Origin of the sequence: Neobacillus pocheonensis (genome assembly GCF_050477905.1) — a bacterium.
Taxonomy (GTDB): Bacteria; Bacillota; Bacilli; order Bacillales; family Cytobacillaceae; genus Neobacillus; species Neobacillus pocheonensis_A.
Genome location: NZ_JBCNAD010000045.1, coordinates 1 through 25,906, shown reverse-complemented (window position 1 = coordinate 25,906; position 25,906 = coordinate 1). Strand labels below are relative to the sequence as shown.

Genomic DNA, 25,906 nt, shown 5'->3' with positions numbered 1-25,906 from the left:
TATATCTACTTTACATATTGGGGAGGTAGCATTTATGCAGCCATTATTTTTAAAGCCTGTTTTTAAAGAGAGAATTTGGGGAGGGACTGCACTAAAAAAGGAATTTGGATATGACATTCCATCAGACATCACAGGGGAATGCTGGGCTATTTCTGCTCACCCGAACGGACCATCGGTCATCGAAAACGGTCCATATGCTGGCACTACTTTGGACAATCTCTGGCGAGAGCATCCTGAACTTTTCGGGAATCCGAAGGAGGAGGTTTTTCCTTTACTTACAAAGATATTGGATGCCAATATGGATTTATCTGTCCAGGTTCATCCCGATGATGCCTATGCAAAGGTGAATGAGAACGGGGAACTGGGTAAGACGGAATGCTGGTATATTATCGACTGCAAAGAAGATGCCGATATGATCTTTGGGCATAATGCTAAAACAAAGGAAGAATTAATCGAGCAGATTCAAGAAGGAAAATGGAATGACCTGCTGCGCCGCGTCAAGATTAAGCCGGGAGACTTCTTCTATGTACCAAGTGGTACCATCCATGCCTTGTGTGAAGGAACGCTAGTGTTAGAGACACAGCAAAGCTCTGACACCACTTATCGTGTGTATGATTATGACCGCCGGGATGCAGAAGGGAATTTAAGGGAGCTTCATTTGGAAAAAGCAATTGAGGTGACGACTGTTCCTCATCAGGATGCAAAGAACTCACCGAAGGTAATGGAACACGATCATGCCACGGTTACAACGTATGTTGAATCTGAGTTCTTCTCTGTTTATAAATGGGATGTCCATGGAAAGGCTTCGTTCGCATTTGAAGAGCAATATTTACTTTTCAGTGTCATTAAGGGCCAAGGTTCACTCACTCATAATGGTGAGAAGTATGATTTAGGAAAGGGAACCCACTTTATTATTCCTGTTGGATTTGGTGAATTTGAAATAGATGGCGATTGTGAAATCATTGTTTCGCATACGTAAAAATCAAGGTCCTTGGGGACGGTTCTCCTGGCTTAAAAAGCCAGGAGAACCGTCCCCAAGGTTTTTTCGCCCCCAAAGTATTTTTCGTAAATTTTCGGATATTTTTCGAATTTTGTGGGATATGTACAAAAAATGTAAGCTGTTACAATTACCAATGTAAACGCTTTATCAAAGGGAGGACTTTTAGATGAAAAAGTTTGGAGCTATCGCTGGTAGTGTTTTGCTTACTTTAAGTTTAGCTGCTTGTGGCGGCAATGGGGAAAAGGCATCTTCCGAAAGCAAGGTGACTCAGCTGACGGTTTGGAATGACTGGACAGAGGATCGTCCAGAGAACAAAGTGTATAAAGATATGATTGCCGAGTTCAATAAGGAAAACAAGGATATTCAAGTAAAGATTGAAAGTATTCCTCACGATCAATATGAAACAAAGCTTCGCACACAAGCAGCAGGAAAACAGCTTCCTGATATGATGAGGGTTTGGCCGGGCGCACGTATTCAGCCATTAGTAGAAGGAAATGCATTATTGCCGCTTGATGAAATCACTGATACTTGGAAGGATAAAATCCCTGCAGGAATCATGAAGGACTATAAGGTAGACGGCAAGCAGTATGCGATTCCAGCGAATATCAGTGAAACAAGCTTAATCTTTTATCATAAAGATATGCTGAAGCAAGTTGGTTTCAACGAGTTCCCTAAAACATACGAAGAATTAACATCTTTAATCAAGGCTTTAGAAGCGAAGAAAATTACACCTATCGCCTTAGGTAATAAAGCGATTTGGCCATTACAATCAGTTTATATTTCAACCATTGGCGACCGTTTCACTGGAAGCGATTACTTGCCAAACACTTTGAAAGGCGATGGCTCGTTCAAAGACGAGGGATTCGTCAAAGCTTTATCTGTTATTGACGATTTAGCTAAATCAAAGGCATTTAATGAAGACTTTAATACAATCGATGAAGCTCAATCTAGAACACTGTTTAACAGCGGCGAAACGGCGATGCACTTTGCTGGATCTTGGGCAATTGGTCCAATTCTTGATAGTGTGAAAAACATTGGCGAAATCGGAGTAGCTCCATTCCCAAGCTTTGATGGCAAAGGCGATATCAAGAAAATCTCTGGTGTTGCCGGCGGAGGTATTGCCCTTAATAAAGACCTTTCTGGAAAGAAAAAAGAAGCAGCATTTAAGTTCTTGAAATTCTTCTATAGCGATGAAATGTATCAGCAATTAGCAAAGTCTAACATCGTTGTTCCTGAAAATGTTCAATTGGATGACAGCATCCCAGCCATCTACAAAGAAGCAAATAGCTTTGCACAAGGCGGTCTAGCTCCGGTTTATGACGCAACCCTAACACCGGAATTAACAGACATCATCAATAATGGTTTACAATCCATCTCAATTGGCGAAAAATCACCTAAAGATATTGCGACTGAAATGGAAAAACAATTAGAACAGCAAAAGAAATAATGGAAAAAGTACAGGTTGCCTAGCATTTAGGCAACCTGTCATCACATAGGGGAGATGACTATGCATTTAACAGGGAAAAGAAGAGCTGCGATTTTTATCGGACTCTTGCCAGCCTTGCTTATATATGTTGTTTTTGCGATTTATCCAATCCTCCAGTCGTTTTATTACTCCTTTATGGATTGGAACGGATTTAATGAAATGAAGTTTGTCGGGCTCCAAAACTTTCAGAACTTGTTCGACGATCCATTGTTTTGGAGATCAATAAAAAATAATATGTTCGTCGTGGTTGCCTCCGTTTTAGGTCAGGTACCCATCGCTTTATTTATCGCCCTTTTATTGAATCGGAAGTTGAAAGGCATCAAGATCTTCCGAACAATCGGATTCATGCCGGTTGTGTTATCAACTGTTGTAGTCTCGCTTACTTGGAACCTTATTTATAACACAAAAGATGGGTTAATCAACGAGCTTTTAAGAGCAGTCGGGTTAGACGCGCTCGCGCAAAACTGGCTTGGCGACACGAAATGGTCGATGATTTCCGTTTGTATTACGGTCATTTGGCAATTCGTGGGCCTTTACTTAATCATTTTCCTAGCCGCCCTGCAAAATGTTCCGGAAGAAGTGCTAGAAGCAGCAAGGATGGACGGGGCGTCAGAATGGACCACAACTTGGAAAATTACCGTACCGATGATTTGGGATACGATCATTGTCGCGATTATCTTATGTATATCCGGAAGCTTGCGGACATTCGACTTGATTTATGTCATGACTCATGGCGGTCCATCGCATTCCACGGAAGTAATGGCTCTTTACATGTTTAATAAAACCTTTACCAATCTGCAATATGGCTACGGAAGCGCCGTATCGGTTGTCATTTTCTTCTTTAGTCTCCTATTGATTTTTATCGTTAAAAAACTATTGGGCCAAAAAATGGTTTAATGGGGAGGTCACAGCAATGGAAACGACGATTAAACCAGCTTCGCAGCCTGCGTTAGCATTAAATGCGGCGTCGAAGCAAAGACGAATTAAAAATACGCTCATTTATGGAGTGTTGATTATTTTTTCAATCATAAATGCTTATCCGATCATTTGGATGGTCATTAACTCCTTTAAATCCGAAAAAGAATTTTCCGTGAACCAATTTGGGTTCCCCAAACAATTCGTATTGCAGAACTATGTCGATGCCTGGCATACAGCCAATTTAGGAGTTCTATTTAGAAACAGTATTTTTATCTGTTTGGTCGCTACGATTATCACGGTGTTAATCGGTGCTCTGGCTTCGTATTTCTTATCTAGGTTCAGCTTTAAAGGGGAAAAAATCGTTTATACGTTCTTTATCTTTGGAATGCTGATTCCCATTCACGCTACACTTGTTCCGATGTTTATTTTATTGAAAAATTTAGGAATGCTAAATAGCCCGATTACGCTCCTTTTTCCTTATATCGCCTTTAATTTGCCGATCAGCATTTTTATTCTGACCAGCTTTATGAAGGCTTTTCCAAAGGATATTGAAGAATCTGCTGTCATGGATGGCTGCGGGATTTTCCGGATTTTCTGGTCGATTATCCTGCCAATGTCCCGTCCGGCGATTGCGACCGTGATTATCTTGAACTTTATTCATAGCTGGAATGAATTTTCATTTGCCCTTGTGTTAATCAATGACCCAACGCTGCAAACGCTGCCTCTAGGTCTTGCCAGCTTTGCCGGCCAGTTTACGGTGAATTATGGCGCTCAAATGGCTGGATTAACGATGTCCATGCTGCCGATTCTTATTTTCTATCTATTCTTGGAGAAGGAAATTGTTAAAGGAATGACAGCTGGAGCTGTAAAAGGTTAATAATATAGGTAATACATGTTAAAGGCTGATGTCCTATGTTCCAAAACTGGGGATTAACCAAAAAGTTTGTCATCGTATTTTTAGTGTTGATCACATTGCCTACCCTGTTATTTGGCGGGTTTATTTACTATCAAACCACCAATACCTTTAAACAGCAGGCAGAGACGAATACGATTGGCAGGCTTGAAAAAAATGAAGATAACCTGAATTCGATAATTCAGTCGACACAAAATATGTCCTCTTTTATGATTTTTGATCAGAATTTCAGAGCCTTCTTTACCTCTGAAAAAAACGATACGAACCAGCCGGCTTATAAACAGGCGGTTGAAGGAATAAAGGGGTATTTAACCTTTCAATTGATGAGCAATACGTACATTGATTCGATTGTTTTAAAAGGGAAAAACGGAACCGACTTGGAGTTTGGCTTCCATCTATCCGGAAACGAAGAGGCCCTCGACCGGAAAGCAAGGGATAAAAAAGGGAAGCCTGTGTGGAGCGGCTCCTATTTTGCCAAGGGAGAAGGGAAACAGCTAAAGTCGATTATCAGCTTAACGAGAGAAATTAACGATATTAATCATATTAATCGGCCTATTGGGTTGGTACGGATTCGTCTCGATCAATCGAAGCTCTATAACACGATTGAAAAAGAATCGCTGAAACAGGAAGGCAGCTTTTTCGTAATGACCAAGGCGGGGGACGTAGTTCTTCATTCGGACTCCTCTTCTGTCGGGAAGCCCTTCCCTGAAAAAAGGGTCATCAACTGGGTGAAAACTAGCAGCAATAAAACATTGCGGTATAAATCCAACGGTATTGCTTTTCTAGCGGTGAAAAAAGCAATCCAAGGAACGGATTGGGTATCGGTTGCGATGGTGAATGAGGACGAAGTTGTTAACAACTTGGATAATGTGCGCGGATTATTTATTTTAATGATCGTTCTGTTGATTCTTCTCGGTGTGATTGCGTTCATCGGCTACTATTTTTCTTTTATCAAAAGAATCGTGGAGTTGACGCTGCAAACAAGGCAGCTGGAAAAAGGGGATTTTACCGCCAACGTCAGTGTCTCTTCTCAGGATGAAATCGGAAAATTGGGGATGCGTTTTAACAAAATGGTAGAGACAATTCAAACCTTTATTAACAGGGAGTTAAAGCTGAAGATCAAGCAAAAGGAATCAGAATTAAAAGCTCTTCAAAGTCAAATCGATCCGCATTTTTTATACAATACCCTTGATATGATTCGCTGGACTGCCAGACTCGAGAAGGCAATGGAAACAGGACAGCAGATTGAACGGCTGTCGACGATTTTCCGGATGAATTTAAACATGGGGAAAATGTGGGTACGGATTGAAGAAGAAATGCTTTATATTCAAAATTACTTGGAGCTTCAAAAGAGCCGCTTAGGCAATCGCCTGGATTACCGCCTTTATTACGATGACCTAATAAAAAATGTCAATATCATCAAGCAGGTCCTGCAGCCTTTAGTTGAAAATAGTATTCTTCACGGTTTTAAAAATCTGCCAAGACAAGGGATTATTACGATTCGCTGCTACCAACACGATGATGAAATATGGATGGATGTCATCGATAATGGATGGGGCTTTTCCAAGGAAGAACAGGACCTTGAACGACTGAATGGTGAAGCGAAAAGTGATTTGAATCATGATGATTCAGCGAGTGGAGATAAGGAAAGCACGGAAACCGGGCATGGCTATGCCCTTAAAAACTTAAAGGAGCGGCTTGAACTGGCTTTTGGAGAAGGGGCGGGAATGGAGCAGCTCGACACTGTGGAAGGGGCTTGGATCCGTCTTCGGTTTAAGCTTCAAAAGAATGGCAATATTCCAAATGAGCAAGGTGAATAGTAATGGCCTTCAAAATGTTAATTGTTGATGATGAACCGATTATCTGCCGCGGGCTCCAGCTTACGGTGCCTTGGGAAGAGGTATCCGTTGAAGTGGTCGATATTGCTCATGACGGCTTAGAGGCAATCGAGAGATTAAACGTTCATCAAGACATCGATATCGTGTTGACTGATGTTCGGATGCCGCAAAAAGATGGCCTTGAATTGGCTGCTTACTTAGCCGATCAGTATCCACAAGTCCGTACAATCATTATCAGCGGTTACGACGACTTTAAGTATGCCCAACAGGCTATCCATTTAGGTGTGAAGGATTATTTATTAAAACCTGTTAACGTCGATGAGCTTTTAGCGATTGTGAAAAAGTTGACTGGAGAAATTCAAGAGCAGCGAAACGAAGGACGGAAACGGTTCCTGGTCAATTTGAAAAATGCGATTTACGGTCAAGTGATTGACTCACCGTTAAATGGGGCCGACCACTTAGAAGAAGATATGGATGCGAGAATTTATCCTTTTATTACGATGATGAAAACAAGAAGACCGCAAGAGTTCAAAGCTAAATGGGTAGAGATGGTCGAGGATTTCTTGAATGCGAAGGGCTTGACCAGCATTTCTATGTTTACCAATAATCATACACTGTTAACCTGTGTGGTTGATGAACACGCCCCTTTGTCCATATCGGAGGAGAGTTTTGAACCGTTTTTATTGGTAAGGAATCGGACAGCAATTCCGGTCCGCGACCTCCATCAAACATACCAAACGTTAGTGGAGGATTGTAAGTATCTGCCATTTCACACGGATGGAAAGGTAATCAGTCCGGTGCTGGAACCAATCCGTGAAACGAAGCCGGAGTATTCCAGTCAAACCGAAAAAGAATTCATTCAGGCTATTTTTCAAGCCGATTGGGATAAGGTCAAAGCAAATATAGATTGGTTATTCCGTTATTTTGAAGAAATGCGTTTCTTTTTACATGAGATCATTCCGATTTGTTTCGATATTCTCCAAAAGGTCCTAAGTCATTATCAGTCGCTGTTTCGGAAGGAACTCCCAGAGGTCGCACCTTCTTTAGAAGGAGAGTTTTATTCCTTTCAGGCTTTAAAGGAATCCTTTGAACGCAATCTTGAACAGATTATCCAATCCTTCGATCTAAAAAAAGCGGAAAGCAAGGACTGGATGATGGAACGGGCGGAAAGTTATATTCATTCATACTATCAAAAGCAATTAAAGGCACATGAGGTGGCCGATTACATTAATATCTCACCGAATTATTTTAGTACGTTATTTAAACAGAAAACCGGAAAAAGTTTTAACGAATATATCAACCACCTGCGTGTGGAGGAAGCCAAGAAGCTGTTGGAGGAGACCCCTTTTAATGTGAATGAAATCGCGGAACAGGTTGGCTACCGAGAGTACAAATATTTTGTGGATGTGTTTAAAAAAATGACCGGCTATACGCCGACGAAATATCGCCAATTAATGGCGAACAATCTTTGATTTTAGGAGGAGTAGTTATGCATAAAACGGTTCATTTACCGAAGGATTTCTTTCTTGGAGCGGCTGTGTCCGCCTGGCAGACCGAAGGATGGTCCGGAAAGAAGGAAACGCAGGATTCATTTTTAGATCTTTGGTATAAAAATAATAAACATGTGTGGCATAACGGGTATGGACCGGCTGTTGCTACGGATTTTAAAAATCGTTATAACGAAGATATCAGCTGTATGAAGGAGATTGGACTGACTCACTTCAGAACGTCGATTAACTGGTCTCGTTTTTTACTAGATTACGAGAATGCGATTGTCGATGAAGAGTATGCTAGCTATATGGACGATGTGATTAATGAGCTGCTGAAGAACAATGTCGAACCAATGATTTGCTTGGAGCACTATGAGCTTCCAGGGATTTTATTTGAAAAATATGGCGGCTGGGGCTCCAAGCATGTAGTCGACTTATTTGTGAAATATGCGGAAAAAGTGTTTGAACGTTATGGGGATCGCGTGAAAAACTGGTTTACGTTTAACGAACCAATTGTCATTCAAACTCGCGTGTATTTAGACGCGGTTCGCTGGCCGTTCGAACAGAATACACAAAAGTGGATGCAGTGGAATTTCAATAAAGGCTTGGCTACCGCTAAGATTGTTCAATTGTTTAAGAAAATGGAGCTGAAGGAAAAGTATGGCGCCAAGATTGGGGTTATCCTCAATCCTGAAGTCGCTTATGCGCGATCATCAGCTGAGCATGACCAAAAAGCGGCCAGGATGTTTGATTTATTTTACAACAGGGTGTTTTTAGATCCAGCAATTAAAGGGGAGTATCCTCAGGAATTATTTGAGTTAATGGAGAAACATGGAATTATGTTTGAAGCGACGGATGAGGAGCTCGAAATCATTAAGGAAAATACGGTGGACTATGTTGGTTTGAATCTCTACTTCCCGTACCGGGTTAAAGCGCGCTCAACCGCTTGGAATGAAGAGACACCTTTCCATCCAGAGTACTATTATGAAAAATTTGACCTGCCAGGCAGAAAGATGAATCCGCATCGCGGCTGGGAAATCTACCCGGAAATCATGTATGATATGGCGATCCGCATGAAGGAAGAGTACGGAAATATTGAATGGTTTATTGCTGAAAGCGGTATGGGTGTGGAAAATGAGCACCGCTATAAAAATGAAGAAAATATTATCCAGGATGATTACCGGATTGAGTTTATCAGCGAGCATTTAAAATGGCTGCTTAAGGGAGTGGAAGCCGGTTCTAATTGTACGGGCTATATGCTGTGGGCATGGTCTGATAATGTATCGCCAATGAACGCGTTCAAAAACCGCTATGGCTTAGTAGAAATTAACCTGGAAGAAAACCGCAACCGGGCATTAAAGAAGTCTGCTTACTGGTTCAAACAAGTCAACGAAACGAAACAATTTGAAGCGTTGGAAGACGACATTTATAAATAAACTTTTTCGGGAATGTGGTGTCTGCGGTGTCAGGCACCACCTGTTTAATAGGGGGAATGACGGATGGAGCAATTTCTTTCCTTTGATATTGGCGGAACATTTGTGAAATATGGAATGGTTGGAGCTAATGCTGAGATTTATGAGAACGGCAAAGTAAAAACGCCTTCAACCCTGGACCAGCTCCTTGACATCATTAACGAAATTTCTCTTGCACATCCAGAAGCAGCTGGGATTGCGATTAGTGCTCCTGGGGCGGTTTCTGATGAGGGGATTATATATGGCTCAAGCGCGGTCCGCTATATCCATGGTCCTAATATAAAAAAGTTGGTCATGGACCGGACCTCTAAGCCTGTTTTTATGGAAAATGATGCGAATTGCGCTGGATATGCCGAGGTATGGGATGGTGCGGCGAAAGGGAAAAAGGATGCGCTTGTGATGGTCATCGGGACCGGTATTGGCGGGGCTATTTTCAAGAATGGGGAGTTGCATAAGGGTTCCCATCTTCATGGCGGCGAATTTGGTTATATGCTGTTAACCAGTGATGTTCAAAGCAGCAATGATGTTTGGAGCAGAGTGGCTTCCACTGCCGCCTTGGTCCGCAATGTTGCGAAGGCCAAGCAAGTCAGCCCGGAATCGCTTTCTGGGGAGGAAATCTTTCGGTTGGCCGAATCAGGCGACCTGGATTGTGTAGCGGCGGTTAACCAATTCTATCATTTACTGGCCGTGGGCATTTATAATCTGCAGTATATCTATGACCCAGAGTTGATTGTGATTGGCGGCGGCATCAGCGCCCGCGAGGATTTGATTGAAAAAATCAATGTGAAACTTGATGTTATCCTTGAATCCATTGACCTTGCCAAGATTAAACCGGTAATTGCAGTCTGCAAGTTTAGGCAAAATGCTAACTTGCTTGGTGCGGTTTATGGGTTTATCCGGCATATCACGAAGGAAATGGTTTGTAATAGAAATTAATAATTCAAAAGCAGCGAAAGGTCATTATTGCCGGGCCCTATCGCTGCTTTATTTATTTAATGAGAATTGTTCCATTTATCAAATAAAATGAGTAACTAATTTAATCCAACCAAATAACGCAATCCATAACGGTACACTTAGTGACGTCCCCCACAATAATCCAACTAATAGATTCCCTTGCTCGTCCATAATATCCACTCCTAAAATGAAGTTTTAGACTGACAGTTGTGTTCTTCAGTTGTGTTTTAATAACTATAATTGCAAGCGTTTTCAAGTTCAATAGTCTAAATTACCGATATTAGATTTGAAAAATATTGTTTGGTAGAAGGAGCCCTTCGAAAGTCTGAACTTTCTTAGAACGTGGGGCTAATCATGGTGAGGGTTCCGTGAAAAGTAAGAATAAAACTGCTGTGTTGTAAATATATAGGATAAGGGTACTTGTCAAAAGAGGGAGTTATTAGTCCTATTCACCCATAAAAAGGTGAATGAGGATTCAGTTAGACGAGTGCCTAAAAAAAGCAGGGAGAGGGTTCAGTGAAGAAAATTAAAAAATTATCATCCATGTTATTGGCTGTTGCTCTTGTTGCAGTGCTGCCTCTAAGTGCATCTGCCAAAGAAAATGAGAAAAAACCGTTTGATTATTTAGCGTTAGGAGATTCCTTGGCAGCAGGAATTACCCCTTTCGGACAAGATGGATTAGGATATCCTGATTATTTAAAAGCGAGGTTTGAGCAATCTCAGTATTCAGTGCATTTAACCAATCTGGGTGTATCAGGATATACGTCCACTCATTTGTTATTGGATGTTGCAAATAATCCTACCACTAAACAAGTAATCAGGAATTCTGAGTTAATCACTATCGATATTGGGGCAAATGATCTAATCGGTGCTTTATTAACAAACCCGGCACTTCTTGGAGCGGCTGTTACTAATGTGAAAAATAACCTGAATGGAACTTTACAAGCTATTAAGTTAATAAACCCAAATGCAAATGTTTATGTTATGGGTTATTATAATCCATTGCCTCATCTGCCAGAACAACAACAAGCAACGCTCTTGCCGTTTTTGAATGGATTAAACGATGCCATTAAGGCAGATGCTGCCGCAAACGGTTATACTTTTGTACCAACAGAAAAAATTATTGCAAAGAAAGCCGATCAATACTTACCCAATCCGCAAGATATACATTTAAGCGAAGAAGGTTACCAAATTGTCGCGAAGGAATTCTGGAAAGCAATTGAAGATTGATGATAAAACGTTAGTTACTAGTTAAGGAGAAAATAAAGAACATAAAAAAGGGTCCTGGATTAACAGGACTCTTATTTTTATAAAGATTTAAATTATTGATGTATATCTAGTAAATCCCCCCTTACTTCCACTAAAATTCAAATAGTCTTTCATTCTAATTTTATGTATGACAGACTGGGGCTTTAATGAAGAAGGTTGGTACGTATCAAATCTTAAGCTAAATGGCGAACTAATTGATGCTATGAAATCTCCTGCTGGTTTCATGAGTCTAGAACAAGCAACAAAGGAATATGTAGATTACCAAGTTCAGTTTATTGGATACAAGAAAGGTGTTGCAAAGGGGCAGGACAATCATGTCAAAGTTATTAAATTCCCTAACCTGTTAAATATGAGTGAAAGTGATAGGGTAGATCTTCGTGATATGGTCCGAAGCTCTGAATACTCTAAAGTTGTGATGATGGTTACTTATGCACCTGCTCCTGGTAAGGGTGGAAGTGCTGATTATGTTTATGATGTCATTATGAAGGCCAACAAAAAGAAATAAATCAATTCTACAGATAAAACTGTCAAACAAATGGCCTAAAAAAGATTGCTTCTCTAGTCTGCCCCTTTCATTAGAAAGGGGCTTCTTCGTTCTCCTCTTGCCAAAATTTTTCTTTCAACATTTCATCTTGTTCCATTATCGATTCATCTTTGTCTTTGAACGTCTCGTACAATAAGACCATTCGTTCAACGTCGTGCGGAGCATATCCTTTCGCTAGACATTGATCCATTAATGCTTGCCATTCATCATTCATCTCAATGATACCGCCCTTTTTGGGATTATTGATTAAAATGATATTTTTCCTCCTGGTCATTTTTTTATACTATAAAGCCTGTTAATTATACTTTTTATTCTCGGTGACAGAAAATATATATTTTTCTGAATATATTGATATATTTGGGGATAATTGGTATCATTTTAATAGATTTATATTTTTCGAAAATCTAAATAAATTTATTAAAAGAGAAGGTGTCTGTGTATGTGGAAAGTCCTTTCGTCAGCGGCTCTATCTTTAGCACTTCTTGGCGGAACAACGGTGGGTTATTCTTCAACAAACGTTTCCAAAACGGCGAGCGCAACTTCTAAATTTTCTTTGGTCAAACCTGAACAGGTGGCTCCGTCTCCCGAGTTTGAAGCTTTTGCTAAAGCACATGGAATCGATATGACCAAGCAGGCCAAAAAACTAGCTTCTCTTCCAAAAGGGAAAAAGTTCAACGCACCTGGTACCAATCATGTTACATACTCTCCGACAAGCGATAAGATACCAATGCTTGTTTTGTTGGTTAAGTTTGCTGGCGAGCAGCCAGTAGGGGCTCCTGCTACACAAGTTCCAGCAAAGTATTTTAATGATTTAATTTTTGGTGACACATATAATCCATATGAACTTCCACAGTTCTCAAAATTTGACGGCCCTAATGTACCAAAGAATAGGACCATGCAGAATGCCTATAAAGAGAACAGCTATGGAAAAGTAACATTAACGACGGATGATGCTCCGAAAGAGTGGGTGACTCTTCCTTATGATGCACATCATTATCTTGGCCAGGATTTAGGGGATTTGGATAACACTAATGGATATGGTCATATGGGTGACTTGGTGGCAGATGTTCTAAATGCAGCAGATGCTCAGGTTGATTTTTCTAAATATGCTGTTGACGGGGTAGTGCCAAATGTCTTTATCGTGCATGCCGGAACAGGTGCAGAGTGGAGCGGTGACCCTCAGCAGGTTTGGTCTCATAAGTGGGATATTCAAAGTGCATTGTACTATCAACCATATTATCATGATGGAACCCTTCAAGATGAAAATAAGTTCATGGAAGATAATAAAGATAAATGGACTAAAGATGGGGTGACAATTGGAACCTACACGATCGAACCAGAGATTGGCGGTAACGTTGCCGGATATAATGGCGTAAATGGCTACGATGATGCATTGAAAACAGGTCCGTATCCAACACAAGCAGGGGTATTCTCGCATGAATTTGGCCATGCTCTCGGTCTTCCTGACCTTTATGATGTAGACTACACCTCTCAAGGAGCTGGTAACTACACCATCATGGCAGGTGGATCCTGGATGAGCTATCCACGTGGAAATGCCTATTTGGGGAACTCACCGACTAACTTTGATCCGTTTAGCAAAATGTTCTTAGGCTGGGCAAATCCAATTAATGTGGCTCCTACGGATGGTGAGAAAACAATTACTCTTCCACCTGTTAATAAGGCTGGGGCAAGCAAGGGCTTTGTTAAAATGGAAGTACCAGGCTCAAACGGAACTGAGTACTATCTGTTTGAAAACGTTCAGCAAGTCGGGTTCAACCAAGGGCTGAACCGTCAAGGTGCGGATTCCCACGGTCTAGTAGCATGGCATGTGGACGAAAATACCTTGAAACATTATGAAATGGGCTTTAATGATGTAAACAGTGTGGAAAGCTACGGAAATAAAATCTATAATGTGAACGATCCTGAAAACGGCGGCGTTACTCACTATGGACTATCCGTCGTCCAGAAGGATGGGAAGTTTGATCTTGAAAAAAATGTAAATCGCGGGGATGCGGGAGATTTCTTCAAGACTGGTGATGTATTGAAATCCAATCAAGCAAACGTCTACTCCGGCTCTTTCTACTTCTTTAAAGGGTATAATGGTGTAGGTCTTTCCGGCATCAATGTGAAGAATATCAAAGAAAATGAAGATGGAAGCTTAACGGCCACGTTCTTCTATCAAAATGATAAATAATAAAAGATAATTTTTACAAACCAAGCCCCTGCTGAATATGGTTCAGCAGGGGCTTTTTGTTTCAGGCCTCTACTCTTTTTATTAAAGTTTTATTGCTTTTATATGTTGAAGAACCGTTACATATATCTTATTCGGTAGCATGTATTCATCGCCATAACATCTTTGAAGAATGTGATGCGCGTCGGCCGGTCCCTGAAAGTGAGAGTCTTCAAATGGCAAATATGTAAGGTCGTTAAAAACCTTGTCTGATTGATAATACGGTCCAGGTCTTAATAGTTTATAAAGATAACTAGGTGAATACGACATCCATTCCTTATTTTTTGGAAGTTTGCTATAAACCCATTCAAAGAAAAGATATAATTTTTTCAAATAATATAGTTTGTATTTTCCTTTTCCAAACGTATCTAAATGGGTAAGTATTTGATATATAGGAAGCATAATCAATAATCTATAGAGCTTGTCCATCCAGAACCCTTTAAGGGCAAAATCAAACGAATAAACATCAATAAAAATTCCTTTATGTTTAAAATTACTACTGGCGTTCGGTAACTTTTCGATTACTTCTGTATTATTCAATCGAATTCGAAACTTAGGAAGTACGGGTGAATAAAAAGGGTCTTCTCCAAAACATTGTATACTGTAATCACTTGATAGGTGTTTTTTAACAATTGAATAAAACTTCTCTCGATCTTCGTATTTTATCCCAATATCAATATCATCATCCCAGGGGATAAATCCCTGGTTCCTGATACTTCCTAATAAGGTTCCGCCATCGATAATATATCTTAAACCATTTTCCGAGCATATTTTGTCTAATTCTTTAAGCATTATTAATAATGGCTGATGAATTTCATCTATTGTATAAGAATCATGATAGTTTAAATCGTAAACAGGGATTTCACTAGGATATTTTATTTGTTTTACCACACCTTTATATATGTTTTCCCTAAAGCTATAAAAAAAGGTCTTATATTCATTGTTCTCACCTAACAATTTTTCTCGAATCATTTTAGGGGTTATGATGTCGTTTGATCTGGTCTGAAATATTTTATCCTGTAACATTCTAAGATTCATTAGATCAATATTCTCAGCAAACGCATCCTCTTTGATTAGATTTAATAAGTGTTGGTACTCCTTCTGTATTGTCGTAGATTTATAGGTAACCTTAAATATTATAGTGAAAATAGTAAAGGAAGGAACAAGTACATTAAAGAAAACCTTCTCAAAATTATTAAGTGTAAATACTATGACGATAAGCATCATGATTAGAATCGAGCTGAAAATAAACAATAGATTATTTAATTTTTTATATAAAAATGCTGCATAAGATATATTATCTGCCTGGCAAACGACTATATTAAGTAAATGGTTCGATGTGAATTTTTCTCCATACCATACAGAATACAGTTCCAATTCCTTTTGTTTTTCTGAATACTTATCAATTTCCTGATGGGAAGGTATTTTCATCATATATTTATTTAATGGTAGATTAAAAACGTTACAATCATATTGTTCACGCAGCCTATTAGAGAACTCTTTTAATCTTTTAATTTTTTCAGAGATTGCTAATGTCATAAGATAAACAATTATCGATAGTATTACACCTATCATTTTTTCATTAATAAATTTGTCCAGATGGGTATATTCACTCAGTTTGAAGCCAGTTAATTTAGAAATTATAGAATAGATGATTGGTATTACAGCAAGGAAAATAGTAACCCAATTTAATTTTCTTGCTTGATGATAACTGAAGTCTCTTGCCATCAACAGCTTAATGTTTTCACGATTTCTAGTTTGTCTCAGGATATCCACCCATACTTCCTCCATCCCTTTTTCTCTCTTTTAATTAAAAACCAAAATCAACCATTAATAAAGAGGAATTTCATTAAGAGGAAGGAACACCAAGTGCCAAGGGGACGGTTCTCCTGGTCTTTTTCGCTCATTTGCTGAATCAAAAAAGCCACCAGAATCGTCCCCTTGGTCATTTTCTTTTTATGATATTAAAATTATCAGCCAGCAATGACCAATTGGATGGGTAGGGATAACCTAGCACCCAGTAGCTGATTCCACGAAGATTAAATTCCTTTGCTAAATCGAATTTAGCTTGAGCACTTCGTGCATCCTCAAACCATACTTCATGGCTGCGGCCTTTTTCATCGACATAGCGGAAAAATGGAGATTGTGTGGTCTCATCATACTGAATCGTTGCTCCGTATTTTACGGCCCGGACCACGGCTTCTTGTGTACTAAACGTTTCAGCCTCTTGTCCTTGGACATGTGGCAGGAGCCAATCTCGCGCATAGATTTGAAAGCCTAAGAATATTTTTTCAGCAGGCATAACAGACCTTGCATATTCCACTACACGCCTCATTTGATTTATTGGTGAAATGGCTTGCGGCGGCCCCAACCGGTAGCCCCACTCATACGTCATCAGGACGACAAAATCAGCAATTCTTCCGTGTGCTTCATAATCATGTGCTTCATAGAGAAGACCAGCCTGGGTGGCGCTTATCTTTGGTGCTAAGGCCGTGCAAACAAAGTATCCTTTAGGATGCAGGCGGTCGACTGCGAGCTGGAGAAATTGGTTGTAGTTCTCGCGGTCTACTGGTAATACATTTTCAAAGTCGATGTTTACGCCCTTATATCCTTTTTCATCCATGATCCGAAGCATATTGGTTAGGATTGTTTCGCGTAATTCTGGACTAGAAAGAAGGGTATGGGCGACATTGGAGCCTGCTGATCCTGTTGTAAAGTTTGTAATGGACATCATCGGTACTACATTTTCAGAAACCGCTGCTTTCGTCACTAAGGTATCCTCTACCGGAGTGAGTGCTCCCTTTTCGTTAATGAGGTAGGCAAATGGACTGATATAGGTAAGGTAGGAACCAAGCTCATGGACCGTATCGGCAGCGGCCTGATCGGCTTGATAAGTATAGGCATTTACTTCGATGGCTGGTTTTTTACTCGGTATTTTTAACTGTAATCCAGGGTAAATGAGGTTTGGATTTTGAATCTTATTTTCTTTGATAATACTTTGAGCCGTAACACCGTAGCGACTCGCAATCTGCCACAGTGCTTCCCCCGATTGAACCACGTGTATCCTTGGAGGAATCATTAGTTTTGTTCCTACATATAAAATAGAGGGATTTGTTAGTTGATTTGCTTGAATAATAGAGTTAGTCGTCACTCCATTTTTTTGTGCAATCGACCATAACGTATCCCCATATTTAACGATGTAAGATGTGCCGGGAACCGGGACTACTAATGATTGGCCAACTATCAGCTGGTTTGGATTTGGAAGTCCATTTAATTGAACGATTTCTTTCATATCCACCTTATAACGATTCGCAATTTGCCAAAGTGTTTCACCCCTTTGGACAACATGTATAACCAAAAGCGGACCCTCCCCACATTATTTCAATACTGCACTATATGGAGAGAGGAGGTTCTCGTGCCTGTCACCTCTGTTTTTTTTCGCTACTAAAATTCAGTTTTAGTGTCAGAAAACAAACATATGTTCTATAATAAGAAAAGAGATATAAGATGAGGTGATATTATGGAGTTCATGCTGGATATTTATCTAAAGATCGAAGGTTCAGGTGTGTCTTCTAGTGGATATTTTTATGCGAAGAATAAAAGCGAAATTCCAAAGGTAGCCTATCAATTCATTCAAGATAAAAAATGGGAAAACGGATATCGTAAAATGGTCATTGAAAGGGTGATTGTTAACGGGTCAGAAGATATAACTAAGGTGGTAAAAGAAATAGAAAACCGGCCAATTCCCCCTATGGAGGGTATCTATTGGTAATCCATTTTCTTAAGAAAAAAAGGTGAGAAAGGCCAGGGGGACATATGGAGGAAAAATAAAAAGAAGCCTAGTATTTACTATCGGGTTTATCTTGTTAATCATCGTTAGAGCAACAGTCGTTTATTAAATAGAAGCAATATAAAAAAGCCCTTGTTAGTTAAAGGGTTCTGTTTTGAAGTACAAAACTAAAAATAATTGGGGAAATAACAAGTTAAATATCATACAAAAAAGCACCGAAATTAGCTCGGTATTTTTTGTGTATTTATTATTAATTCTTGTTTAACTAAAGCATCCATTAGTTTAATACAATGCTTCACAATCTGCTGGTTTTCCCTTACTCTTGTTTAACATTTTTTTGTATTACTGAAATGATTGGAGGTTCAGTCTATACCACATCAATAATGTGGTTTAAAGGCTCATAATGAAACATGAAAAAAGGAACTTCGGAATAATCCGGAGTTCCTTTAAATATTAATGTAACTTCTAACGCTACTGTCCTTGCGCAATCCTATTGGATGTTCCGGTTTGTTAAGAACGAAAAATGATTAAACTACACTGCAAACAATATTTTGTAGATAGATTATATTTTTATAGAAACCTGTCCATCCTAATTTTGATAGTTTAAAAAGGATGGAGGTTACTACAATGATAACAACCCGTATGAAAAACATATTGGCTGTTCTAAGTGTTTTTGTCCTATTACTCATATTTTTTATTCCCCTTCAAAGGGAGCATACGGCTTATGCAAATATGTTTTCTCCTCAAGTAAATGCAACATCCAATGAAAATATAGTAGCAACCGTAGAAGCCACTGTTTTGCGAGTTCGAGAGAATCCAAGTTTATTTAGCAAGGTTGTAGGCAGATTAAAAATGGGAGCAAAAATAACTATCCAAGAAGAGCAATCTGGATGGGCAAAAATGGTGTCTTCTTCTGGTATTCAGGGATGGGTGTATGGATATTACATCGCTAAAGACTCATCTAGCGAAGCAAAACGTGCTATTGCAAGTCCACCATCAACGAGGAAAATAGTTCCTTTCAACGAAAAGGGACAAATTCAATCGACAGAATCAATTTCAGGTATTCAGACAACCGTCCCGTTCATTGCCCAAAATAGTTTTGATCCCCTTCAAGGGAAAACAATTGTGCTTGATCCAGGTCATGGAGGAAAGGATGATGGGACAACAAGCATTGCAGGAACTCATGAAAAATCATTAACCTTATCCACGGCGGAAGCAGTTAAACAAATACTTGAAAACGAAGGTGCCAATGTCATTATGACTCGGACCGGCGATACTTATGTTCCTTTACTACAAAGGGTAGCTGTTTCATACCAAAACCATGCGGATGCTTTTATCAGTTTTCACTATAATTGGTCAAGCGATCCATCAGTAAATGGAATAACTAATTTTTACTACCAGCAGACAAGTAACCCTTTAGCTTCTGATATTATAAATGAAGTCGTCCAAGCAACCGGGTTAAATAACGATGGAACAAGATTCGATAACTTGAGTGTATTACGCAACAATTCACAACCTAGTACGCTGATCGAGCTTGGCTTCCTTTCAAATAAAAATGATGATTCGGTTGTCGAAAGTTCTGCTTACCGTGATAAAGTAGCTAAAGGCGTTTACCTAGGATTACTGGATTATTTTCAATCAAATAATAAGTAATAAGCCGGTAAAAACGCACGGCTCTTTTTTTGTTAAAATCACATTTACTGTCGGTCGTCATTTCCAAAAAATAAAAATGAACACTAAAATTGGAGCGCTTGCCCATCGTCAGGGAACCATACCAAAAAACAATTTCGCGAAGTATCGGCACCATCCCTTCCTTGGATATGGATACCTGATTTGCGCGGAGAATAAATCTTTGAGAATTCAAGGCGGCAGCGACCCGTTCGTGAAGTAAAGCACCCGTTACTTTAATAAGAAATATTACACAATAGACCCACCTAGGGAAGTAAAAACGACTTTAATAAAAATGCCCCAGCCTAAATGGCTGGGGTAAATGAAGCTAGTATCCAAATGGTCTAGGCGGGCAACAAGGGTTGAATGGGAATCCGCACATCGTATGTGTTCCACAGCATTGATTTACATATGATTCTGTGTGCGGGAAATAGTATTGATGATGAATCATATGCTTGTTAAAAGTAGTTGTATGCGAAGGGTGTACATGTGTATTATACAAATTTGTTTTTACATATTGTTGCCAAGGTGAAACTAGTGGTGGATAATATTGAGCAGGGAACGCTTGAGGCGGGCAGTATATTGGCTGACATGCTTGAAATGGAAAGTATTGGACTGGCATCTGTTTCATGTGTGGTACTACATTGGGAGTTTCTTTCATTGGATGTACTATATTTGGAACTTCTTTCATTTTCGGTACTACATTTGGAGTTTCTTTCATTTTTGGTACTGCTTTTGGAGTTTCTTTCATTTTTGGTTCTGCTTTTGGAGTTTCTTTCATTTTTGGTTCTGCTTTTGGAGTTTCTATCATTTTTGGTTCTGCTTTTGGAGTTTCTATCATTTTTGGTACTTCTTTTGGAGTTTCTTTCATTTTTGGTACTTCTTTTGGAGTTTCTTTCATTTTTGGTACTGCTTTTGGAGTTTCTTTTATTTTTGGTACTTCTTTTGGAGTTTCTTTTATTTTTGGTACTGCTTTTGGACTTTTTTTCCAAAACATCGTTAAATGACCTCCATGTGAAAATATCTTGTTATTACATTAGTCTATGTGAACTTAGATTTGTGCGGACTAGTTTATTACCTATTTTGTATGAAATGATACACACTACGATCTTATACTTCTTATTCATGTAATCTGTATCTGTTAACACAATAAGAAAACGGGATCGCCGCCGCCATCCCATCTTTAACATAAGCACCCGTTACTTTAAGTGCACTTTTTCACAATTTTTTTGTGAGATTAGAAAAAGGCAAACTACATCTTGAAGAATCACACCATTTAAGCTATAGATGTATCCGGATAATAATTGGAATTACTGAACCACCCGCATCGAACCATGTTGAAGTTTCTTTGTAAAAAACCTCCACAAATACTGTTTTTATCAAAACTACACCTTGTTTCTCATCAGTAAAATCTTTTTATTTAAGAGGTTGCTAATTTTTTACATATTATTCACCTCTGAGAGAACAATAAAAAAAATGTACAAGTTCGTTTATTGGAGGAAAAATCTTGGAGACAAATAACCCCATTCGATTAACTGCTCCAGAAATGGCAAGCCTTTGGACTCAATACATTTTTGATACCATGTCCATTTGTTTTTTTCGTTATGCACTGGAGCATATCGAAGATCCTGATGTCAAATCGATTTACCAAACATCCTTGGGAATATCCCAAAAGCATGTTCAAAAAATTACAGAATTCATGTTAAATGAAAATTATCCTATTCCACATGGGTTTACAGAAAAAGATGACGTAAACATTCAGGCACCTCGTCTTTTTCAAGACCCGTTCTACCTAAATTATATTTATATCATGACTTTGCAAGGCATGACTGGATATTCTTTGTCTGTTGGTACTTCCGTTCGTTCTGACTTACGGAAGTATTACATAACCTGTATGTCCGAAACGATGGAGCTTTTTGATCAATCCATTGATTTAATGCTTTCGAAAGGACTTTTTGTACGACCTCCTGTTATTTCACCACCCGAATCAATCGATTTTGTAAAGCACCAAAGTTTTTTAACGGGATGGTTGGGAGATCGTCGTCCTCTGAATGCTATCGAAATAGGAGATATTACTTTCAACATGCTAAAAATGCATTTACATGCTGCTTTAAAAGTAGGATTTATCCAAGTAGCCCAATCCAAAGAGATTCGTCAATATTTCATGAGGGGACTTGACATTGCCAATAAACACATAAAAATATTTGAATCGGTATTTAAGGAAGATAAATTAAATTCTCCTGTTTCTTGGCAATCGATGATCACGAGCTCTACTTCTATGACCTTTTCGGATAAATATATGATGTACCAAATTCTATTGTCTACACAATTATCCCTTTCATTTTATGGTTCTGCTTTGAGTGTCAATTCAAGAAGAGATTTAGGTGCTCATTACGTACGACTAATTTTAGAACTCTTACAATTTGCAGAAGACGGAGCAAACCTAATGATAAAAAATGGATGGTTAGAGCAGCCTCCAACAGCAAGTGACCGTGACTCGCTCGCCAACAGGAAGGAGAAATAAATAATATGTAAAAACTGGACGCTAGGAACGATTCCTAGCTTTTTCATTTGCTGCACTTCATAGGGCAAAGAAAACAAAATTCCATCTCCCTTGTTCCATTAAACTGCCCCGATAGTTTAATAACATTATTGTATCTTTTCGTAGCTTCGGCTCTTTTCTTGTTTCATCATTCCCAACTATTCGAAGCTGCTGCACCTTTATTTAAAGGGAATTAACAATATTTTGGAGAAATAGTAGTACGAAAAGGGGCGAAATCAGATGAAGCTAGATTCTAACTACGCTATAACTGTTCATTCGATTACGGGAGGACAGTATCAAGCATATTTGCATAAGAGGGCAGCGGTGGAAGGCGGAACTGCGTTAGGTGAACCGTTGTTTTCCTCGCAGAAATATCCTACGGAAGAACAAGCCTATCAAGAAGCAAAAGTCTTTTACGAAGACAACTTGCGCAATAGCTAAAATACTTAGGAAGCGTACTCTAATACAGGGTGCGCTTTTTCTTTTAGGCAGCCACCTGTTTATTCGCTGCGAAAAGAAAAAAGCGTGTAGCTAACTAACTACTACGCTTATTCAACAAAAGCACCCGTTTGTTTAAGTGTTTTTATTCACAAACTTGCCCTTTAAGACAATTATTACAGGAATACTGCTCCGATTGTGCCCTCAAAAAAGCAGCTGCCTATTGGCAACTGGGTCTATGCAAGGAGGTTTCTTTCTTCACAATGCTACTCCGTTAACAACACTAATAGCTGACAAGTTTAATTCTCAACTATTAGTAATAACTGAAATAAACAACTATTTTAAACGTGTAGACCTCATCTAAGTGGTTTAGTAGCCTTACTATTAACCAAAAAATGGGCTATTAGATATATAACGATAAAAATAGGAAATGAAAAGATTGGATTCCACCCTGGATATTTTGTATATCCTAATTTGAGAAATAAAGGTTCTCCTAAAAATGCTGTCATGCCAGCAAAAACGAAAGCTTTGATGAGTGGATTTACATTGGCTTTAATCTGTAGAAAAAACATTACTGTTACTGGCATTAATCCAAAATCCCATGGTATATAATCGGGCATTAATGGTACTAGTTTATTATAGTATCTCCATAAACCCATCGTTACCCCCACATAGTCTAACCATGTGGAAATGAACATAGCCCAAAGTCCACCTAATAATAACCTAGTGCTACTCTCCTTGTTTCTAAAGATAAACCATAATATCCACGGAATGATACTTAATAATAATGAAGTCCACCAACCAAAGGTAAACAAGACATTATCTACCCAAATTTCTTGTAGATGAGTATGGGCATTATCTAATATATTATATTGTGCATCAATTAATTTTTTTATCTTTTCAGGAGGACTAAACAACATACAGGGAACCTCCTTTCTTAATACTACTTCTTCTTATTAATCCCCCTCTAAAAATCTATTTATTCAATTTGTTATAGAGCAACACTCCCTCGATAAACAAACTCCTTTTTAAGCTAAACTGCTTCGTTAGTGCAACAAGAAAAAAGGATCGCCGCTGCAATCCTTTCTTAAACTCAAGCTACCCATTAGTTGAACAAGAAAAAATGACTGCCGATAAGACAAGTATATCTTGAACCAACATATTGAGTAAAACTACTTCAGCTGGGTAGTATATGTTTGGGGTAGTGTCCTTTCATCATCAGCATATTCCCCATTAATAAACAAGGAAGTGAATAGATGAATCAGAGTAACGAACGCAATAACTTTGGTGAAAATGTAGAAGAAAGTGGCAACAATCAAGCTGATAGTAATGCTAATCAAGATGCGAGTGACTTTGGTGAAGCAGCAGGAGCTTTTAATGGAGCCGTTGCGGGTGCTATGATAGGTGCTCCATTTGGACTAATTGGTACTGTAATAGGCGGAGTTTCAGGCGGTGCTATTGGTAACCAGATCGTTGAGGAGGCTGAAGTCGATGGCAAAACAGCTTCCACAAATCGTGATGAGAGCAATAATAACTCTATAAATAAGTAGCAGGCACTTTACAAAAATGTATTTGTGTTAACCTCACCAAAAAAGGACCGTCAAAAAGACAGTCTTTTTTCTCACTAAAGCACCCGTTAGTGTAAGTACAATATTTCACAATCTTACCTTGCCTATGTAAGTAGTTTAAGAACAATCAGCAATTAATCCTTATAATAAAATCCCCTGACATTGTCACGGGGATTTACAACTACTTTTCTCAGTATTTCATTCAAAAACGATATTATAATTCTGTCGATGGGGCTTGTGATGACTTTTCTACTTGAGTTACGGCAGTTAAAGCAGACGAAATTTCGTTCGAAGCCTGTTTAATCGCTTCCTGAGCGAGTGTAGGATCTGAATTTACCTTTTCAATTGCTTTAGTTAACAATTCCTGCGTGAGTGTTACATTTGCTTTTGCTCGATTTAGTTGATTTACATCAATTTGAGTCATGGGAATCTCTCCTTTTGTTTTAAATTACTTCTATATAATCACCCTACATTTAATTTTTATTAAAGGTAAAAACTACCTCAAAATTGAAAAGGGGGTATCGCCGCGGTAGTCCCAATCTTCAACTCTTGCACCCGTAGTTAAACAAACACCTTCACTTTTGTTGCACATTATCGTTGTTTACAATCCCGCTTGTCTGTCATATTTCAACATTTTTCTCATAATCATAGTAATCCTTCATAAACCATTCAACATGTTTTTGTTTCAAATTGATGCGTCAATATGACGCCTTTTTTTGTTGTAAAGCATCCATTAGACTTTTGTTTTCTATTCACTTACTTTTGCATTCTTCTGGCGTACAACTTCATTTTATTCCTCAGCGTAAATCGTCCTCGTTTGGGCAAAATAGGTTTTGGTACTGCGATGACAATGCATTAGCAGTTCCCTATAACAAACCAAGGAGTGAGATTGATGACTGATAACAAAGAAACTAATCGTACTGATAACAACGCTAGTAAGGCTGTAGGAACCGGAGTCGGTGCTGTTGCGGGTGCTGTCGTGGGTTCAGTTGTGGGTCCAGTTGGCACAACTGCGGGTGCAATTGCTGGAGGTGCAGTGGGCAACAATGCTGGCGAAGGTGCTAATGTTGCCAACAATAACGCCACAAACCGAGCAGAGTAGATTTTCAATAATCAAACGAAAGAAGGACTTTTAAATGACAGTTGGAACACAGGTAAAACAAGCTTTAGCAGGTTTAAAAAGTGCTCAGGTAAGCTTTGAATCTTTTGCGTTAGCTACCGATAATCAAAATGCAAAACAGCTTTATCAACAAGCCGCACAACAAACACAATCCGTGCTTGATAGCCTTGAACCTCGTCTTCAAGAAATTCTAGGTGAAGAACCTCAGTATAATCAGTAAGGAATTATTACCGTTATTCTTAAAAATGAGAAACTATCCCAGATACATTTTCTGGCGGTCGGAATATGATGTTATATAAAAAATTCTTGTCCATTTTCCAAAGCCATCCTTTCTAGGATGGTTTTGTTTTTTAAAACACCATTTATTCTATTTCATAAGTTCTTATCTAAAATACATTAGAAAAAATCAATTTTATTGCACAATATTTAGTCTTTTACGAAACATAAAATATTTTTTTAAATTCCATGTTTGTCCATCTCCATTTCGTTATTTTTCCATAATATAAAGTACTCCTTAAAATGTTAAATATTTACAACACAACACTTACTGCCCAAGAAGCGTCACTTAGAGGCTTTTTTTCTTTTTCTTTCAGAATTTGAGTCAAAGGCGACATAAAAGTGAAATTGAATTTCATCTCTTTCTTAATACAGATAGGTAAGGGTTTG

24 protein-coding genes are annotated in these 25,906 nt (G+C 38.8%); 18 read left to right on the top strand and 6 right to left on the bottom strand.

The window, feature by feature from the left end; all coding sequences use genetic code 11:
- Positions 1-34 precede the first annotated feature (34 nt).
- From manA to ABES02_RS23185, 10 genes are all read left to right on the top strand, one after another.
- Positions 35-979, top strand: coding sequence for a mannose-6-phosphate isomerase, class I (gene manA / locus ABES02_RS23230; RefSeq protein ID WP_430140086.1), 945 nt, complete (start codon positions 35-37; stop codon positions 977-979).
- A gap of 187 nt (positions 980-1,166) precedes the next feature.
- Positions 1,167-2,447 carry an extracellular solute-binding protein gene (locus ABES02_RS23225; protein WP_430140084.1) on the top strand — a complete coding sequence of 427 codons (1,281 nt, stop codon included), beginning with the start codon at positions 1,167-1,169 and terminating at the stop codon, positions 2,445-2,447.
- Positions 2,448-2,507: 60 nt separating this feature from the next.
- On the top strand, positions 2,508-3,383 hold the full coding sequence (locus ABES02_RS23220) for a carbohydrate ABC transporter permease (RefSeq protein ID WP_430140082.1): 876 nt from the start codon (positions 2,508-2,510) through the stop codon (positions 3,381-3,383).
- Positions 3,384-3,399: 16 nt separating this feature from the next.
- Positions 3,400-4,281 carry a carbohydrate ABC transporter permease gene (locus ABES02_RS23215; protein WP_430140080.1) on the top strand — a complete coding sequence of 294 codons (882 nt, stop codon included), beginning with the start codon at positions 3,400-3,402 and terminating at the stop codon, positions 4,279-4,281.
- Between the two features lie 35 nt (positions 4,282-4,316).
- Positions 4,317-6,137 carry a sensor histidine kinase gene (locus ABES02_RS23210; RefSeq protein ID WP_430140078.1) on the top strand — a complete coding sequence of 607 codons (1,821 nt, stop codon included), beginning with the start codon at positions 4,317-4,319 and terminating at the stop codon, positions 6,135-6,137.
- A gap of 2 nt (positions 6,138-6,139) precedes the next feature.
- Positions 6,140-7,627, top strand: coding sequence for a response regulator transcription factor (locus ABES02_RS23205; protein ID WP_430140076.1), 1,488 nt, complete (start codon positions 6,140-6,142; stop codon positions 7,625-7,627).
- 17 nt (positions 7,628-7,644) lie between these two features.
- The gene (locus tag ABES02_RS23200) at positions 7,645-9,081 is read left to right on the top strand and encodes a glycoside hydrolase family 1 protein (RefSeq protein ID WP_430140074.1); all 1,437 of its coding nucleotides are present in this window, start codon (positions 7,645-7,647) and stop codon (positions 9,079-9,081) included.
- 63 nt (positions 9,082-9,144) lie between these two features.
- Positions 9,145-10,053 (top strand): ROK family protein, encoded by a 909-nt coding sequence (locus tag ABES02_RS23195; RefSeq protein ID WP_430140072.1) that lies wholly within the window; start codon positions 9,145-9,147, stop codon positions 10,051-10,053.
- Positions 10,054-10,587: 534 nt separating this feature from the next.
- Entirely contained in the window at positions 10,588-11,301 is a 714-nt protein-coding gene (locus ABES02_RS23190; RefSeq protein ID WP_430140070.1) for an SGNH/GDSL hydrolase family protein, read from the top strand.
- Positions 11,302-11,563: 262 nt separating this feature from the next.
- Positions 11,564-11,845 (top strand): hypothetical protein, encoded by a 282-nt coding sequence (locus ABES02_RS23185; RefSeq protein WP_430140068.1) that lies wholly within the window; start codon positions 11,564-11,566, stop codon positions 11,843-11,845.
- 70 nt (positions 11,846-11,915) lie between these two features.
- Here the strand turns inward: ABES02_RS23185 and ABES02_RS23180 are convergent, their stop codons facing one another.
- Entirely contained in the window at positions 11,916-12,098 is a 183-nt protein-coding gene (locus ABES02_RS23180; protein WP_430140067.1) for a hypothetical protein, read from the bottom strand.
- Positions 12,099-12,323: 225 nt separating this feature from the next.
- Between ABES02_RS23180 and ABES02_RS23175 the strand changes: the two genes are divergently transcribed.
- A complete protein-coding gene (locus ABES02_RS23175; protein WP_430140065.1) occupies positions 12,324-14,078 on the top strand; it encodes a M6 family metalloprotease domain-containing protein in 1,755 nt (584 codons plus the stop codon).
- A gap of 81 nt (positions 14,079-14,159) precedes the next feature.
- Here ABES02_RS23175 and ABES02_RS23170 read toward each other — a convergent pair whose 3' ends face one another.
- Positions 14,160-15,905, bottom strand: a complete 1,746-nt coding sequence (locus ABES02_RS23170) for an S-4TM family putative pore-forming effector (protein ID WP_430140063.1) — start codon at positions 15,903-15,905, stop codon at positions 14,160-14,162.
- A gap of 154 nt (positions 15,906-16,059) precedes the next feature.
- Positions 16,060-17,472: a LysM peptidoglycan-binding domain-containing protein gene (locus ABES02_RS23165; protein ID WP_430140061.1), complete on the bottom strand. Its 1,413-nt coding sequence runs from the start codon at positions 17,470-17,472 to the stop codon at positions 16,060-16,062.
- 162 nt (positions 17,473-17,634) lie between these two features.
- Here ABES02_RS23165 and ABES02_RS23160 point away from each other — a divergent pair, with 162 nt between their 5' ends.
- Together ABES02_RS23160 and ABES02_RS23155 are read left to right on the top strand one after the other, a co-directional pair.
- Positions 17,635-17,886, top strand: a complete 252-nt coding sequence (locus ABES02_RS23160) for a hypothetical protein (protein ID WP_430140059.1) — start codon at positions 17,635-17,637, stop codon at positions 17,884-17,886.
- A gap of 645 nt (positions 17,887-18,531) precedes the next feature.
- Positions 18,532-19,557, top strand: a complete 1,026-nt coding sequence (locus tag ABES02_RS23155; protein ID WP_430140057.1) for an N-acetylmuramoyl-L-alanine amidase — start codon at positions 18,532-18,534, stop codon at positions 19,555-19,557.
- A 343-nt stretch (positions 19,558-19,900) separates the two neighbouring features.
- Here the strand turns inward: ABES02_RS23155 and ABES02_RS23150 are convergent, their stop codons facing one another.
- A complete protein-coding gene (locus ABES02_RS23150; protein ID WP_430140055.1) occupies positions 19,901-20,569 on the bottom strand; it encodes a CotD family spore coat protein in 669 nt (222 codons plus the stop codon).
- Between the two features lie 510 nt (positions 20,570-21,079).
- Here ABES02_RS23150 and ABES02_RS23145 point away from each other — a divergent pair.
- Together ABES02_RS23145 and ABES02_RS23140 are read left to right on the top strand one after the other, a co-directional pair.
- Complete coding sequence (locus ABES02_RS23145) at positions 21,080-22,096, top strand: DUF3231 family protein (RefSeq protein ID WP_430140053.1); 1,017 nt, start codon at positions 21,080-21,082, stop codon at positions 22,094-22,096.
- 258 nt (positions 22,097-22,354) lie between these two features.
- Positions 22,355-22,555: a hypothetical protein gene (locus ABES02_RS23140; protein WP_430140051.1), complete on the top strand. Its 201-nt coding sequence runs from the start codon at positions 22,355-22,357 to the stop codon at positions 22,553-22,555.
- A 353-nt stretch (positions 22,556-22,908) separates the two neighbouring features.
- Here the strand turns inward: ABES02_RS23140 and ABES02_RS23135 are convergent, their stop codons facing one another.
- A complete protein-coding gene (locus ABES02_RS23135) occupies positions 22,909-23,472 on the bottom strand; it encodes a CBO0543 family protein (RefSeq protein ID WP_430140049.1) in 564 nt (187 codons plus the stop codon).
- Between the two features lie 336 nt (positions 23,473-23,808).
- Between ABES02_RS23135 and ABES02_RS23130 the strand changes: the two genes are divergently transcribed.
- Entirely contained in the window at positions 23,809-24,102 is a 294-nt protein-coding gene (locus ABES02_RS23130; protein ID WP_430140047.1) for a hypothetical protein, read from the top strand.
- A gap of 232 nt (positions 24,103-24,334) precedes the next feature.
- On the opposite strand, the gene ABES02_RS23125 is transcribed toward ABES02_RS23130, so the two are convergent.
- Entirely contained in the window at positions 24,335-24,544 is a 210-nt protein-coding gene (locus ABES02_RS23125) for a hypothetical protein (RefSeq protein WP_260871875.1), read from the bottom strand.
- Positions 24,545-25,012: 468 nt separating this feature from the next.
- On the opposite strand from ABES02_RS23125, the gene ABES02_RS23120 reads away from it, so the two are divergent.
- Together ABES02_RS23120 and ABES02_RS23115 are read left to right on the top strand one after the other, a co-directional pair.
- A complete protein-coding gene (locus ABES02_RS23120; RefSeq protein ID WP_430140045.1) occupies positions 25,013-25,222 on the top strand; it encodes a hypothetical protein in 210 nt (69 codons plus the stop codon).
- Positions 25,223-25,256: 34 nt separating this feature from the next.
- On the top strand, positions 25,257-25,460 hold the full coding sequence (locus ABES02_RS23115; RefSeq protein WP_144556147.1) for a DUF1657 domain-containing protein: 204 nt from the start codon (positions 25,257-25,259) through the stop codon (positions 25,458-25,460).
- Positions 25,461-25,906: the final 446 nt, after the last annotated feature.

Excerpts from the sequence above, each read along its gene's own strand:
- ABES02_RS23115 (WP_144556147.1), top strand. The coding sequence starts at position 25,257 with ATGACAGTTGGAACACAGGTAAAACAAGCTTTAGCAGGTTTAAAAAGT.
- ABES02_RS23135 (WP_430140049.1), bottom strand. The coding sequence starts at position 23,472 with ATGTTGTTTAGTCCTCCTGAAAAGATAAAAAAATTAATTGATGCACAA.
- ABES02_RS23155 (WP_430140057.1), top strand. The coding sequence starts at position 18,532 with ATGATAACAACCCGTATGAAAAACATATTGGCTGTTCTAAGTGTTTTT.
- ABES02_RS23225 (WP_430140084.1), top strand. The coding sequence starts at position 1,167 with ATGAAAAAGTTTGGAGCTATCGCTGGTAGTGTTTTGCTTACTTTAAGT.
- ABES02_RS23215 (WP_430140080.1), top strand. The coding sequence starts at position 3,400 with ATGGAAACGACGATTAAACCAGCTTCGCAGCCTGCGTTAGCATTAAAT.
- manA (WP_430140086.1), top strand. The coding sequence starts at position 35 with ATGCAGCCATTATTTTTAAAGCCTGTTTTTAAAGAGAGAATTTGGGGA.
- ABES02_RS23125 (WP_260871875.1), bottom strand. The coding sequence starts at position 24,544 with ATGACTCAAATTGATGTAAATCAACTAAATCGAGCAAAAGCAAATGTA.
- ABES02_RS23140 (WP_430140051.1), top strand. The coding sequence starts at position 22,355 with ATGAAGCTAGATTCTAACTACGCTATAACTGTTCATTCGATTACGGGA.
- ABES02_RS23160 (WP_430140059.1), top strand. The coding sequence starts at position 17,635 with ATGGAGTTCATGCTGGATATTTATCTAAAGATCGAAGGTTCAGGTGTG.
- ABES02_RS23175 (WP_430140065.1), top strand. The coding sequence starts at position 12,324 with ATGTGGAAAGTCCTTTCGTCAGCGGCTCTATCTTTAGCACTTCTTGGC.
- ABES02_RS23120 (WP_430140045.1), top strand. The coding sequence starts at position 25,013 with ATGACTGATAACAAAGAAACTAATCGTACTGATAACAACGCTAGTAAG.
- ABES02_RS23220 (WP_430140082.1), top strand. The coding sequence starts at position 2,508 with ATGCATTTAACAGGGAAAAGAAGAGCTGCGATTTTTATCGGACTCTTG.
- ABES02_RS23200 (WP_430140074.1), top strand. The coding sequence starts at position 7,645 with ATGCATAAAACGGTTCATTTACCGAAGGATTTCTTTCTTGGAGCGGCT.
- ABES02_RS23150 (WP_430140055.1), bottom strand. The coding sequence starts at position 20,569 with ATGTTTTGGAAAAAAAGTCCAAAAGCAGTACCAAAAATAAAAGAAACT.
- ABES02_RS23170 (WP_430140063.1), bottom strand. The coding sequence starts at position 15,905 with ATGGAGGAAGTATGGGTGGATATCCTGAGACAAACTAGAAATCGTGAA.
- ABES02_RS23195 (WP_430140072.1), top strand. The coding sequence starts at position 9,145 with ATGGAGCAATTTCTTTCCTTTGATATTGGCGGAACATTTGTGAAATAT.
- ABES02_RS23185 (WP_430140068.1), top strand. The coding sequence starts at position 11,564 with ATGAGTCTAGAACAAGCAACAAAGGAATATGTAGATTACCAAGTTCAG.
- ABES02_RS23180 (WP_430140067.1), bottom strand. The coding sequence starts at position 12,098 with ATGAATGATGAATGGCAAGCATTAATGGATCAATGTCTAGCGAAAGGA.
- ABES02_RS23130 (WP_430140047.1), top strand. The coding sequence starts at position 23,809 with ATGAATCAGAGTAACGAACGCAATAACTTTGGTGAAAATGTAGAAGAA.
- ABES02_RS23205 (WP_430140076.1), top strand. The coding sequence starts at position 6,140 with ATGGCCTTCAAAATGTTAATTGTTGATGATGAACCGATTATCTGCCGC.
- ABES02_RS23210 (WP_430140078.1), top strand. The coding sequence starts at position 4,317 with ATGTTCCAAAACTGGGGATTAACCAAAAAGTTTGTCATCGTATTTTTA.